Source organism: Niastella koreensis GR20-10, from assembly GCF_000246855.1.
GTDB lineage: Bacteria > Bacteroidota > Bacteroidia > Chitinophagales > Chitinophagaceae > Niastella > Niastella koreensis.
Map to the genome: position 1 here is coordinate 772,517 of NC_016609.1, position 13,997 is coordinate 786,513.

Below are 13,997 nucleotides of genomic sequence, written 5' to 3' on the forward strand. Positions count from 1 at the left end.
GTTAATTCGTTTTCAGGGTACCTGGTTTTATTTCAGCCAGTGCATCGGCAAGGCGGTTGGTTTCTGCTTCGGTGGGCGGCAGTTTAATAATGGCGTCGAGCGCTTTTTGTCTGGAAGAAACATCCACCTGTTCGTTTTTCACCACGGTCAACAGTACGTCGAAGCGTTTCTGCACGCCGGGGCGCAGGTAGCCATCGAGGCTCAGCCGTACCAGTTCGCGCTCATTATCGTATAACAGCACATCTTCCAGTGCCGGTATTATCTGCGCATACTGTTCGGCGGCATTGGCCAGCACGCCGGCGCAGGTAATACGGAAGGGCGAACCCGGTTCGGTCAGTTCTGCACAAAACACATCTACCAGTTGCGGGTGACGGGCTACAGACAATGCCTTTACCTGGTTGAACAACAGTTCGCGCAATGATTCATTACGCTCATTGCGGAACAATTGTAAAACAGTGTCGAGCAGCTTTTCGATATTTATTTTACCTATCAACAGCTCCAATAGCTTTTTACGCTGGTTGGTGTTGGGCAGGCTTTTCATACTCTGCAACAATTGCTGGCTGATGGCTTCATCACGGCCGGCATAAGGCGCCAGCATGCTGGTGAGCTGTTCAAATTCTTCATCGCTGAACACACCGGGGTTACCGGCAAAGGCGGCAGCTACTTCCGCCCTGATTGGTTGCAAACGCATTACCGGTTTCAGCAGTTCCAGCAAGGTACTGCGTACTCCTTCCGAGCGGTCTGCCGAAAGGCGGGCGGCCATAGCCTGTAACTGTTCATTGCTTAGTTCGGGCATCTCCTGTTGCATTTGCAGGGCTTTGCTGCGAATGGCAGCAGAAGAGTCGTTGGCAGCGGAATGATATAATTGGGTGATGATGTCTTCGTTCCAGGGTTTGATGCGGGTAACGGCTTTCAGCGCTTCCGCCCGCGCCTGTTCGTCATTGTCGGTACGCAGCACGGCAATCAACAGCGAACCGTAGCTGGGATCGAGCAGGCGGGCGCCGGCCAGTTTGTTCAGGATGCGGAATCGGATGCCGCGGTCTGTTTTTACATCGAGATAGGGTTGCAGCGCATTCACCAATTCCGGACCCCAGGATGGACATTTCTCTGCCAGTTGAACGGCTTGCAGCTGCAAAACATTGGGCGCATTATTATTTTTTGCCAGCACTTCCAGGGCTGTTTCCGGCGAAACAGTGGGCAGGCTGCTGAGGGTTTCCTGTACGGTAATCCGTTCCGGTTCACTGAGACTTTCCTGGGCCGATAGTTCAATAAAGAATCCGGCCAGCCGGGGATCCTGGTGCACACTTTCCTGCAGGCGTTGCAGCAGGCGGTTGCGTACCTCCCGGTCCCGCTCCTGTTTGTATACATCCAGCAGGGCATTAAACAGGGCTGCGGTATCAGGGAAACGGGAAGTATTCAGCGAGGAAAGAAAGCCCAGGAGGCGATCGCGGGTTTCTTTGTCTTTTGTGAGTGGTAACACTTCCAGCAGGGCGGTAGTCACTTCCGGCACATGCAGGTTCTGGGACGCCAGTTGAATGATCTGCGCTTTGATCACCTGCTCAGAATGAGGACTACCCAGCACTTTTCTGATAAGGCCGGGCAAGGCATTGTTTTCCATTTTTTGTTTTTAGGATTATAGTTATCAGGCAATGGAAATCGCTTCAATTCTATCCAGGGCCACAATACAACGTTTCACTCCGTCTATCCGGAGTTCAACTGTATCATTGTTCAGGTTGGCAACTATGCCGCTGATAAGATGATTGGTGAGAAAAATATTTACAGGCACCTGTTCTATCCTGCTATTGTTCAGGAGGTCGAAAAATATGGACTGGCTAGGCATATGGAATAATGTATTGTGCGTTTTGAAGGCTAAATATAATATTTTTCAGTGCTTTGTGTCAGCCATCCGATGTTAAGGTTTGAATATACCTACTTACCATAAAAGATTGCCAGATGGCTATGAGGGTTAAAATTTATTGATTATGTTTGTCCATTCCAAAATCCAAAACCCTAAAGTATGAAGTGGTATATCGACGTTTTAAAGAAATACGCAGTTTTTAATGGCAGAGCAAGAAGAAGTGAGTATTGGTATTTTGTGCTGTTCAATTTGATTATCTCAATTGTCCTGGCTGTAGGCACCGCGGCTATTCGCATGCCTTTCCTGTATTCGGTTTATAGTTTGGCTGTTATGCTTCCGAGTCTTGCTGTGGCAGTAAGACGGATGCATGACGTGAATAAAAGTGGCTGGTATATCCTTATACCAATCTACAATTTGATCTTAGCCTGCACAGAGGGAACCAGCGGCCCTAATAGTTATGGTGATGATCCCAAAAACGAATTCCTTAACGAGATCGACCAATGGGGCGAGAATACCCCGGCCTAACACAGCCATCAACAACGTATTAATAGTAAAAAAAGCCATATTTGTGGCTTTTTTTGTTTGTACTTTTCACCCATGAACTACACCATTGCGGTTTATACCGGTAATTATAAGCAATCAATAATCAACCTGATCCTTCCCATTCAAACCGAAGAATTTAATGTAGCAATAACCGCCGGCGACCAGCCCGATCTGCAGGATATTCCCGGTTATTATCAGCTAGGCACGGGAAATTTCTGGGTAGCGGTTATCGACAACACGGTGGTGGGCACCATTGCGCTTTCGGACATCGGCAACCAACAGGGCGCCCTGCGAAAAATGTTTGTTCATAAAGATTACCGGGGTAAAGAGTATGGTATAGCCCAGGCGTTGCTGAACACGTTACTATCCTGGGCCAGGCAAAAAGAGTTGAAAGAGATTTTCCTGGGTACAACAGATAAATTTCATGCTGCTCATCGCTTTTATGAAAAAAATCATTTTCAACGGGTGCCTGTTGACTCGTTACCGGCTAATTTCTCCCGGATGGCAGTTGATAGTATTTTCTATAAACTAAAACTCATATACTAAATCGGTTTGATGTAATATCCAAGTATTACTATACGGCAACTGTTTCAAAAAGTGTACTTTAGACTTTTTTAAATTGTTGTCCTATAAATAACTGCATGGCATTTCACCATTTCCGGCTGCCTGTATTACTGGCTTGTTGCCTGTTGATGTTCAGGTTATCACATGCACAAACCAGCCAGCCTGATTATAGTGTCATCAATTACAACAGTGATAATGCCCTTCCCCAGAACAGCATCAATGAAATGGCTTTCGACAGCAATGGTTTTCTTTGGCTGGCCACAGAAATGGGCATGGTGCGTTTCGACGGACAGCATTTCAGGGAGTATAACAAGGTTAATTCCCCCGCCTTATATACCGACAGGTGTTTCCATGTGAAAGCCGTGAAGGGTAAAATACTGCTTGAGCCGTCTTATTGCGGCCACCGGATGCTTACCGTTACAGATGATTATCAATTGAAGGCCGACAGCCTTTCTTCTGCGAACCCATATCAATGCGACCGCTGGAACAATTGCATCTTTTACTTTGATCACATTTTTAAAAAATGGGGACGTGATCCATCTGTCTTTAACGGACTGTTACCCGGGTTAATCCTGAATGGCGACCAGGTAACAGCAAACGAAAGACAGGCTTATGTGAGAAAAGATTCAAACTGCTACTACCTGAACGATAATACGGCCGAAGTTCGCCTGCTGAAAGAAACGGCAGGCCATGCATTCAAGATGATGTTCATGGTAGAAGATGTATGTTTCTATTTCGACAGGCAAAACCGCTTGTATGTTTACAAACAGGGACGCCTGCAAAAAAGCATCACCTGCAGCGGGCGGCTTCTAAACATCTTCAAACAGGCGCAGTCAGGACCTTACCCCAGTCAGTATACAGTAAATGCCCTGCGGGATGCGCGCCATACATTCCTTGTTTACAAAGGAAACATCCTGCTGTTGACTATCAGGAACGGGGTGCTTGATTTTGACGTACTGGCTGCCAATACGGCTATCAAAAGCATAAACGGTCTCATTTATAACGAGGATTACCGCACCTTATATGTGGGAACTGCCACCAGCGGATTATATATTCTGAGAAAGCATGTGTTCGACCGGCTTTTCTTTACCGGCGAAAATTATGCGATCAACAGCCTGTATGCACAGGTTGAAATATCACCCGGCCGTGTGCTCACTTCATCCGGAGTGTTAAACCGGAATAGCCCGGTAAATAGACCAACGCCCGGTTTATACGACCGGCCTGCGTTGCTTAAAGCATCCGATGGCTATATCTATTACTCCGGTTATGATTCTTTAAAAAGGATCGATACCGGCCTGCGGCACCCGGTTCCCCTGCAATTTTTCGGCGGCTGGCTGTTGACGATCACCGAAACCCACCATGGAGACCTGTTATACAGTGACGATGGCAGATTGTACCGCCGCAGGGGAAATGATACCACTACATTATTGAATATACCGGAAAGTATACTGGTGACACAGGAAATGTATCCCAATGAACTATGGATCGGTACTTCAGCCGGATTGTATTCATATGACCTGGTGAAGGGAACGCTTCGCCGGTTGGGTTTGCCACATGCTACTGTAAGAGCGTTGTATAAGGCCAGCGATGGAAGCATCTGGATTGGTACCTACGGACAGGGTTTTTATAAATACGACAATGGGCGCTTCCTGAAAATGCCCCTTGACCTTGGAAATAACCTCACCACTGTTCATTGTTTTATGGAAGATAAGCTGGGGAATTTCTGGCTGCCATCCAACAAAGGCTTGTACAGGGTGGCGAAAAAAGAACTCGATAGTTATGCCTCGGGCAACAGGGAAAATGTTTTCTATTATTACTTCGACAAATCGGCCGGGTATTCAACCAATGAATTCAACGGCGGCTGCATGCCCTGCGGCATTGTTTTACAGGATGGGCATTTTTCTCTTCCTTCTTTAGATGGGTTGGTCCAGTTCAAACCAGACAGTATTCCTGTTGAGCTGCCCGTTTCGCCCGTTTTTATTGATCGTATGATTCCGGAGGAAAAGAAAGTGTTGCCGGGCGATCGTTTTGAACAGCGCCAGGATTCGGGCCCATTGGTATTTATGATCTCCTCACCTTATTTTGGTAACCCGGCCAATCTGCACCTGGAATATTCCATCCCTCAGCTTGACAGCAAATGGCGCCCGGTGAATAAGGATGGCCTGTTGGTATTAACCGGGTTGCGGAAGGGGAGATATAAGCTTTTAATCCGCAAACAGGAGGGGTATGGCCGTTATGCTTTTAACCGCATTTCATGGAGGGTACTTCCTTACTGGTATGAAACGGTCTGGTTCCGGGTGCTGGTCATCATTGTATCAATAAGTATTCTCTTATTTGTTTTTCTCCTGCTGTATGCACGCGAGGTTAAAAGAGCCGCGCAGCTGGAACAAAAAGTAGCAGAAAGAACGGAAGCATTAACGGCAAGTAACCTGGTAAAAGAAAAAATGATCACGGTTGTTCTGCACGATCTGCGGTCGCCGCTCCGGTTTCTTCATATCATGGCCGATCATATTTATGAGAATTATCAGAAAGCTGCCCGGCCCGAAATGACCGGTATGTTATTGAAATTCCGTAACGCCACCCATGACCTGAACGAATTTACCCAGGATTTCATGACCTGGACAAACGCACAGAATGACGGATTTGTCATCCGGCGGGAAGGAATTGCCCTTCGGGATACGGTGGCCAGTATAGTTTCGCTGTATGAGCCTGCGGCTGCCATCCGTAACAATAAGTTGATTAACGGTGTGCCGCCGGAACTTACATTGATCTCCGATCTGAATATCTTAAAACTGATTATCCGGAACCTGGCTGACAATGCCAACAAGTATACCGTGAATGGAGAAATAAGAATAGAAGCCAGGCAGGATGACGGCAATATTTTTATTACGATTACCGATACCGGCGCCAGCATGGATAAATCACTCATTGCGGGGATCCTGAACAATACCTATCAGGCAGATGGTGGTAACCATGGTTTGGGCTATAAGATCATTCTTGAATTATTAGCCCGCATAGAAGGGAAACTGACAATAGATCAACCCGGTGAAACCGGCAACAGGATCACCCTCACTTTTACAACCGGAAACGAAGAAGGGCGCTAGGCGATATCGAACCGGTTAACCAGGGTGGTTAGTTCAATTACGTTTTTAACTTTCAGCTTTTGAAGAATGCTGGCTTTGTGCGTACTGGCTGTTGAGATGTGAACAGAAAGGATTTCGGCAATCTCCGATACATTCTTTCCTTCTACCAGGTGTGTCATTACTTCCAGTTCGCGGGCCGACAGGATTTCAAATACACTTTTGGCGGCAGCGCCTTCTACCGGCTGGCGGGTTATGGCTTCCTGCATTTTGGGACTAACATATCTTCTGTTGCTCATTACTGTAGTAATGGCCCTGCGGATCTCAGTAGCATCGGATTCTTTATTAATAAATCCCAATGCGCCCAGCTGCAGATATTTTTTTGCGTAGATCTCTTCGCTGCTCATACTAAGGATCAGGACTTTGGACTGCGGTTGAATGCTGAAGATATTTTTCAGCAGGTTAACAGAGTCCGTGGCAGGCATATTGATGTCCATTATAAAAAGATCATACCCGGTTGATTGTATTTTTTCCCACGCACAATTACCATCGCTGCATTCGTCTATCTGCGCGTTTAAATATTCCGTTTTAATAAGAACACTTAGTCCTGTTCTTACTATGGTATGGTCATCAGCAATTAAGATCCTTTTCAAGAATGTGGTGCTTTGCGGTTAAAATACAATTAATATCTGTAATTATTTAATAGAAAATACGAAAACGAAGTAGTATTCTCCTGCCTGTTTACTGGTGTGGATTCTCTTTAAAAAATCTGACTACCGCCGTGTCAGCATCCGCCGGAAAAATATGTGCACCCGGATGCGTATAAACCACTACCGGTGTTTTTAAAGAAGAAGGATAAAGCACGGCGAATTTACTATATGGCTGTCCCTGCGTACTGCATTTATTCAATGTAAACAACCAGTCGATCTGTTTTTTCTGCCACGCTGTTTTTACCAGCTGATCGTTCTCACCCATAATATGCATAACCGGTTTGGGCTTCAGCTGATCGTTGAAGCGAAAAGCTACTGCTGCCGATGGCGCTACTGCTGCAAAGTCATCATTGCGCATGGCCCACAGCAGATAGGTGAAGCTGCCGCCATTAGAGTGACCGGTAGCATAAATATGTTTTTTATCTACTTTATAATCCGTAGTTAAACTCCGCAGTATCTCATCAAAGAAGTGAATATCCCGGTCATTCTGATCGCCCGGCGTTTGCTGCCAGCCGGGAAAATTCCCTTCCCGATCTACTAACTGTCCAGGTGTTTTTAAGCCTTGCGGCGACACCACAATAGCTTCAGGCCACAGGCTGGTGAAATTATGGTACTTAAAAATTTCTTTCATATTACCGCCATGCCCGTGAAAAAGGAAGATCACCGGCGTAGGGCTGCTTTTTGCTGAAGCGGGAATGTAAATCATTGCCTCCCTGGTAACCCCGTCTACAGTCCACTGCCTGGTAATTGTTTGGGAAGATTGTCCCTGAGCGCGGTAAAAGCCAACGCTTATTAGGGATAAAATTAATGTGAGTGTGATGATCCGGTTCATAGATCTGAGCATTGAATATTGCAAACTTAGGATCTTTCGTGGTATATATAGTTAATGATATCTTTAACGCATTGCGGTACTGTTAATAATTATTAAATACCCGGTGAGGGTATTTCATTCCTACCAAAAGAAGTGTATTTTAAAATGGAGACCGTGGCCGAACCCTGGGATACTATTGAAGGCTATACGGCGAAAACAGGATTTATTGACAAAACCGGAAAATCAATACAACAAAAAACAACATTTACTTCAATGCCTCGGACAGCCGTTTGTACATGACTGTACAGGCCAAGAACCCCCAGGGGGAATGGAAAGACATAGAATATTTACCCCGTAGCTTTTGCGGTAACAGTTACCACATATTAACGCTGGAGCCAAACTGGTACTGGAAATTCCTTACCCCGGTTTATGAAGGGGATTTTAAAACAACACTTCGTATAGAGCTGACTTACATTGACCCAAAAGATAAAGCTGAATATTTCAGACAAAGAAAACAGCTTACCCTTTACAGCAATGAATACAAGGGCAGCATCAATCCCGGGCAATTCTGGCGTAAAGAAGGCTATTCCCCCGGAAATATAATGGACCCGTATTTTGATTGATGACCTTAAATTCGTTTTAAATGCATCTCGGGAACCGGTGAAACCATCAGCGGAAATTTTTCAACCGTTAAATTCGCGGGGTCTAATCCAAATCCTCTTGCCTCTGATAAACTTATTTTTTTCAACCGGAAATAAAAATCCATGATCATACGCTCTGCCATCGGCAATTCATTGTCGGAGCTTAAATATTTTTCCATTACAATGAAATGAATATCGCCGGTGGGGTTGTGTTTGTACATAGCATCATAACCCCCTGAAATGACTACCTCTTTGTTGGTAATCAATTCTGCTATGATATAACGGAACATCAAATGTACATCGGGATCGATGCGGAATCCCAGTCGTAACTCAATCCGGATGATGCTGTTCGGTATCACATGGGTCACTTCGTATTCCCTTCTATACGGATCATCGGTAGTATGTACGTGTACAAACCAATAAATATCGGCCCGTTTAGGCGCTTTGGCCAATATGGAATGTACGATCTTATGCTCTACTTCTTTGCGGTTGTCGGAACTTGTTAAGTAAACAAGATGGTTTGTATATTTTGGAATGGAGCGGTCGCGGCTTATTGAATGGATCATGGGGATATAGTCTTCCAAACGAACCAGTTCAACATACCGGTTCTTGATCTTCCTGGCCCGGTACCAGATATACATTACGCCGATAATGCCAACTTCAAATACCAGGAACATCCATCTTTGTTTGATCTTGGCAACATTGGCAATAAAGAAAGAGATCTCTACTGTTAGAAACACCATTAATACCACGCTGATTATTACTGCATGCCATTTCTTATGGAACTTCATATAGTAAAACATCAGGATGGTGGTCATCAGCATGGCGATGGTAATGGAAAATCCATAAGCGGCTTCCATATGGCTCGACTCTCTGAAATACAGCATTACGGCAATACATCCAAACCATAAGATCCAGTTGATGCTTGGAATATAGATCTGGCCACGGATATTGGTTGGATATTTCACTTTTATCTTTGGCCAGAAGATCAACCGCATGGCTTCGTTGATGAGGGTGAATGATCCGCTTATCAATGCCTGACTGGCTATAATTGTAGCTGCCGTTGAAATAATGATACCAATAAGCAGGAAGGAGTGTGGCATGATCTCGTAAAAAGGATTCAGGTCGTTCAATGAAGGTTTTCCACGAAGCAATACCCACGCACCCTGACCAAAATAGTTGAGCAGTAAAGTGGTTTTTACAAAGATCCAGCTCACCTGGATATTCCTTTTTCCGCAGTGCCCCAGATCGGAGTATAACGCTTCCGCCCCGGTAGTACATAGAAATACCGCCCCCAGTAACCAGAAACCATTGGGGTAATGCACCAGCAAGTTGTATGCATACACCGGGTTTATTGCTTTTAAGATCTGCGGATAATGCGCTATCTGGCTGATACCTAAAACGCCAATCATCGTAAACCAGATGAGCATCATGGGGCCAAATGCGCTGCCCACTACCTTGGTGCCAAATTGCTGAAAGAAAAAGAGAATAGATATAATACCTATAATAATACTGACCGTCAGTGTATTTCCGGGTACAATATATTTTTCCAGACCCGATACGCCGTTCAGTCCTTCGATGGCAGATGAGACTGAAATAGGCGGGGTAATAATGCCATCGGCCAATAAAGTACCGGCGCCTATAATGGCGGGCAAAAATAACCAGTGACGATACCGGCGTACCAATGCAAATAAGGAGAAGATACCACCTTCCCCGCGGTTATCGGCCTGCAGGGTAAGTAAGATATACTTGAATGTGGTTTGTAAAGTGAGGGTCCATAAAACGCACGACAGTCCGCCGTAGATCAGTTCGTCGGTTATTGGCCGGCTTCCTATTATGCTCTTCAATACATAGAGGGGCGACGTGCCAATGTCGCCATAAATGATTCCCAAAGTAATTAACAGGCCTGCCAGGGATACCTTATTCAATTGTTTGCTCACAGCAGTACGTGAATGTTGATTATAAATGTTATTTGAACAATAGTTCGGGTTGCTTATACACAGCGCCCCCCGGCTGGAAGGCCAATTATGTGCCGTACAAGATGTAAGTCAGAAAAAATAAGCTGAATGCAGACCTGTAGCAGGTTTTCGGCGAATAGAAATTTCCAGGGGCAATTGGCAAAAAAGAAAAACCCTTCCAAAATGGAAGGGTGATTTTTCAAAATGGAAAGGTTTTTCTTTTAATGCAGGGAATAAGGCAATTGGGTATACTGAGCGGTAATTTGTAAAAAGTACATCTTTTGTGTATCAAAAGTTTTAATATTTGCGTTGAAAGACGTTGATATAAAACCTTAAGAAGCAGATCAATAACTTATTAGAAAAATTCTACAACTAACCGCATTCTATGTTTTCATTTCGTACCCCGCCGGTACTGTATCTTCTTTTATTCCTGTTATCGGCTAACTGCAGTTTTGCTGTCATTCGTTATGTAAATATTAATAATCCCACTCCAGGCGCCGGCACCAGCTGGGCAACTGCTTATAATGACCTGAACCTGGCGTTGGCGGCGTCCACATTCCCGGCGCATTACGGCGACACCATATGGGTGGCGCAGGGCACCTACAAACCAACTACTACCAACAACAGGTCTGCTACATTTCTATGTACATTCGGTTATAGTGTTTATGGTGGATTTAATGGAACCGAAACGGCATTTTCCCAGCGGAATCCAAAAGTGAATGTTACTATCCTTAGCGGCGACATTGGCATAACTGGTAGTGCCAGCGATAATTCGTATCACGTGGTAACCTTACAGGGATTCCAGGGCGGCCGGGATTTCGATGGATTTACCATTCGTGATGGCAATGCCAATGCCGGTTATCCGGGCAGCACCACGCAGCAACCCGATAACTCGGGTGGCGGCATATTGGAACTGGCTTTGGCGAGCGATATCAGCTATGCTGATTTGAGTAATGATATAATCACAAACAACTTCGCGGTATACGGCGGTGGCTTTTGCTCTTATGGGGATGGAACCAGCGCCCAGTCTTTTTTTCATTTAACCCGGCTCCTGTTTAATAACAATACCGCTTTATTCGGTGGTGCAGTTGGCGCAGTGACGATGAACAACGACTGGGGAATGCCGGATATGCAGAATTGTATTTTTACCAACAACAACAGTCTTACGGGACAAGGGTCGGTATTTGCAAACCTGGCAGATAACCCTTATACCGGCGGGGTGTCGTCTACCATGGATAACTGTACGCTTTACGATAATCCGGCGCCGGTGGTTTTTAACCAACCAGTTGGTGCAGCTGTTAGTAATGTGAGATTAACCAACATTATTATCTGGAAATCGGGAGCAGCCTATCCGGGACCGCTGGATGCGGGACCTTCTATTTTTTACAGTTACTGCGATCTGGATTTGGTAACGCCGCCTGTTAGTGGCAATGCCAATATCGATGCCGATCCGCTTTTCGTGAATGCGGCCGGGAATGATTTTCATTTAATGCCTTGCAGTCCGGCGGTTGATAAGGGATATCCCGTTTTTCAGTTGACTACCGATTATGAAAGTAATATACGTCCCCAGGGAGCAGCGATGGATATGGGGGCTTATGAAACAGCGGGAGGCGGTGCGGCAGCTGCGCCAACTGCTACATCACCTAGTTATTGTCAAAATGCTACTGCCACTGCCCTAACAGCAACCGGCAGCAACCTGCAATGGTATACGGTGGCTGCCAATGGTGCCGGTAGTGCAACAGCGCCGGTGCCTTCCACCGCTTCCGCAGGCACCACTACCTGGTATGTGACCCAAACGCCGGCGGGCAGTTGCGAAAGCACCCGCACGCCTGTAACGGTTACTATCAAAAGCGCATCAGCAGCACCAACTGCCACCTCTCCAACTTATTGTCAGAATGCAACAGCTACTGCTTTAACAGCAACCGGCAGCAATCTGCAATGGTATACAGTGGCCATCAATGGTACTGGTAATGCAACAGCCCCGGTACCTTCTACTGCATCGGCAGGCACCACCACCTGGTATGTAACCCAAACCCCGGCGGGCAGTTGTGAAAGCGCCCGCACGCCTGTGACGGTTACCATACAGGGAATAGCAGCCGCACCTACTGCCACTTCACCCAGCTACTGTCAGAACACTACCGCTACTGCATTGACTGCAACGGGAAGCAATCTACAATGGTATACGGTGGCTGTCAATGGCACAGGCAGTTCAATAGCCCCGGTGCCTTCTACTTCATCGGCAGGCACCGCCACCTGGTATGTAAGCCAAACGCCGGCGGGCAGTTGTGAAAGTTCGAGAACACCCATTGTTGTTACAGTTGGTAGTACCGCTGCTGCGCCCACTGCCACCTCTCCAACTTATTGTCAAAATGCAACCGCTACTGCTTTAACAGCAACCGGCAGCAATTTGCAATGGTATACGGTGGCCATCAACGGAACAGGTAATTCAACAGCACCGGTGCCTTCCACTGCTTCCGCAGGCACCACCACCTGGTATGTAACCCAAACCCCGGCGGGCAGTTGTGAAAGCGCCCGCACGCCTGTTACCGTTACTGTTGGCAGCGCTGCGGCAGCACCAACAGCCACCTCGCCAACTTATTGCCAGAACACTACCGCCACTGCTTTAACCGCAACCGGCAGCAATCTGCAATGGTATACGGTTGCCGTCAACGGTATCGGTAGTACAACAGCTCCCGTGCCATCAACCACTGCAGCAGGCACCACCACCTGGTATGTAAGCCAAACCCCAACGGGTAGTTGCGAAAGTGCAAGAACGCCCATAACAGTTACCATCAATGGCCAGCCGGCTGCGCCAACAGCTACAGCGTCCGCGTATTGTCAGAATGATGCTGCGGTTGTTTTAACAGCCACAGGAACCAACTTGCTTTGGTATACTGTTGCTACGGGTGGAACCGGCAATGGGGCGGCCCCAACACCTTCTACTGCTGCCGCAGGAACTATAAATTATTATGTTAGTCAAACCAGTGGCTGCGAAAGTTCCCGTACCCTTGTTACGATAACGGTAAACGCGCTTCCCCAGGTTAGCATCAGTCCTGTAAACGGCCCGTTGTGTGTAGGCGGTTCTGCCACGCTGACTGCAAACGGTGCAGCAACGTACCAATGGAATCCCGCAACCGGACTATCCGATGCGGCCAGCAGCAATCCTGTTGTTACACTTAAAACCGATGTACAGTATACCGTTACCGGCACCGATAATAATGGCTGTATTGCTACCGCGCAAATTTCATTAAAGCCGTCTATTGCCTGTACGGGATATAATGTCCCCGATGCCTTTACTCCGAATGGCGATGGGCATAACGACATCTTCCGGGTGGCCACAGCTGATGTGCCGCAATCATTTCATATGATAATTTTCAACCGGTACGGCGGTAAAGTTTTTGAAACAAGTGATGTACAGGCCGGTTGGAATGGTTACATGGGCAGCAGCCCGGCTATGTCAGGCGCGTATGTGTATACTATCGCAATAAAAACATCCACCGGTACCGTAATCGAAAAGAAAGGAACTGTGCTGGTGATCAGATAGTAAACTTTTTCAGGAAAGCAACCGTCTCCGTATTTTTACATAAATAGGAGACGGTTTTTTATTAAATACCACTTATTCCCTGGCGGGAAGAACAGAAAAGATCCGCGGTGGAGGGTTAAATAAAACATCAGTGAGAAGGATAACTATACAATATCATTGATAATTACATTTCGTCCAGAGATAACTATGTTTTTTGGGGTAAATAAGTACAAAAGGGCAAATTAAAATTACTTTTTGTACGGGGATAGGTTAAAATCAGTTCCGATGGCTAACATTTCATAAAAAATA

Annotated in this window: 10 protein-coding genes; 5 read left to right on the plus strand and 5 right to left on the minus strand. The window is 46.3% G+C overall.

Going from position 1 to position 13,997, the window contains the following annotated elements; all coding sequences use genetic code 11:
* Position 1: 1 nt before the first annotated feature.
* Both NIAKO_RS03180 and NIAKO_RS03185 read right to left on the minus strand, forming a co-directional pair.
* Entirely contained in the window at positions 2-1,618 is a 1,617-nt protein-coding gene (locus tag NIAKO_RS03180; protein ID WP_014216952.1) for a hypothetical protein, read from the minus strand.
* Positions 1,619-1,642: 24 nt separating this feature from the next.
* Entirely contained in the window at positions 1,643-1,840 is a 198-nt protein-coding gene (locus tag NIAKO_RS03185) for a hypothetical protein (RefSeq protein WP_014216953.1), read from the minus strand.
* Between the two features lie 177 nt (positions 1,841-2,017).
* On the opposite strand from NIAKO_RS03185, the gene NIAKO_RS03190 reads away from it, so the two are divergent.
* The 3 genes from NIAKO_RS03190 to NIAKO_RS03200 all read left to right on the plus strand — a co-directional run bounded on the left by NIAKO_RS03190 (position 2,018) and on the right by NIAKO_RS03200 (position 6,069).
* Positions 2,018-2,383 carry a DUF805 domain-containing protein gene (locus NIAKO_RS03190; RefSeq protein WP_014216954.1) on the plus strand — a complete coding sequence of 122 codons (366 nt, stop codon included), beginning with the start codon at positions 2,018-2,020 and terminating at the stop codon, positions 2,381-2,383.
* A gap of 72 nt (positions 2,384-2,455) precedes the next feature.
* Positions 2,456-2,947 (plus strand): GNAT family N-acetyltransferase, encoded by a 492-nt coding sequence (locus NIAKO_RS03195; RefSeq protein ID WP_014216955.1) that lies wholly within the window; start codon positions 2,456-2,458, stop codon positions 2,945-2,947.
* Between the two features lie 95 nt (positions 2,948-3,042).
* Positions 3,043-6,069 carry a ligand-binding sensor domain-containing protein gene (locus tag NIAKO_RS03200; protein ID WP_014216956.1) on the plus strand — a complete coding sequence of 1,009 codons (3,027 nt, stop codon included), beginning with the start codon at positions 3,043-3,045 and terminating at the stop codon, positions 6,067-6,069.
* Here the strand turns inward: NIAKO_RS03200 and NIAKO_RS03205 are convergent.
* A complete protein-coding gene (locus NIAKO_RS03205; protein ID WP_014216957.1) occupies positions 6,066-6,698 on the minus strand; it encodes a response regulator transcription factor in 633 nt (210 codons plus the stop codon). The two genes, NIAKO_RS03200 and NIAKO_RS03205, sit on opposite strands and share 4 nt — an antisense overlap.
* An 88-nt stretch (positions 6,699-6,786) precedes the next feature.
* Positions 6,787-7,587, minus strand: coding sequence for a CE1 family esterase (locus NIAKO_RS03210; protein WP_107685760.1), 801 nt, complete (start codon positions 7,585-7,587; stop codon positions 6,787-6,789).
* Between the two features lie 275 nt (positions 7,588-7,862).
* Between NIAKO_RS03210 and NIAKO_RS03215 the strand changes: the two genes are divergently transcribed.
* Positions 7,863-8,189, plus strand: a complete 327-nt coding sequence (locus tag NIAKO_RS03215; RefSeq protein WP_041346279.1) for a hypothetical protein — start codon at positions 7,863-7,865, stop codon at positions 8,187-8,189.
* 5 nt (positions 8,190-8,194) lie between these two features.
* Here the strand turns inward: NIAKO_RS03215 and NIAKO_RS03220 are convergent, their stop codons facing one another.
* Positions 8,195-10,147 (minus strand): KUP/HAK/KT family potassium transporter, encoded by a 1,953-nt coding sequence (locus NIAKO_RS03220; protein ID WP_014216959.1) that lies wholly within the window; start codon positions 10,145-10,147, stop codon positions 8,195-8,197.
* Positions 10,148-10,550: 403 nt separating this feature from the next.
* On the opposite strand from NIAKO_RS03220, the gene NIAKO_RS36345 reads away from it, so the two are divergent.
* Entirely contained in the window at positions 10,551-13,709 is a 3,159-nt protein-coding gene (locus tag NIAKO_RS36345) for a T9SS C-terminal target domain-containing protein (protein WP_014216960.1), read from the plus strand.
* Positions 13,710-13,997 lie beyond the last annotated feature (288 nt).

Coding starts and splice junctions, on each gene's coding strand:
- NIAKO_RS03215 (WP_041346279.1), top strand. CDS start 7,863: ATGACTGTACAGGCCAAGAACCCCCAGGGGGAATGGAAAGACATAGAA.
- NIAKO_RS03185 (WP_014216953.1), bottom strand. CDS start 1,840: ATGCCTAGCCAGTCCATATTTTTCGACCTCCTGAACAATAGCAGGATA.
- NIAKO_RS03200 (WP_014216956.1), top strand. CDS start 3,043: ATGGCATTTCACCATTTCCGGCTGCCTGTATTACTGGCTTGTTGCCTG.
- NIAKO_RS36345 (WP_014216960.1), top strand. CDS start 10,551: ATGTTTTCATTTCGTACCCCGCCGGTACTGTATCTTCTTTTATTCCTG.
- NIAKO_RS03190 (WP_014216954.1), top strand. CDS start 2,018: ATGAAGTGGTATATCGACGTTTTAAAGAAATACGCAGTTTTTAATGGC.
- NIAKO_RS03180 (WP_014216952.1), bottom strand. CDS start 1,618: ATGGAAAACAATGCCTTGCCCGGCCTTATCAGAAAAGTGCTGGGTAGT.
- NIAKO_RS03210 (WP_107685760.1), bottom strand. CDS start 7,587: ATGAACCGGATCATCACACTCACATTAATTTTATCCCTAATAAGCGTT.
- NIAKO_RS03195 (WP_014216955.1), top strand. CDS start 2,456: ATGAACTACACCATTGCGGTTTATACCGGTAATTATAAGCAATCAATA.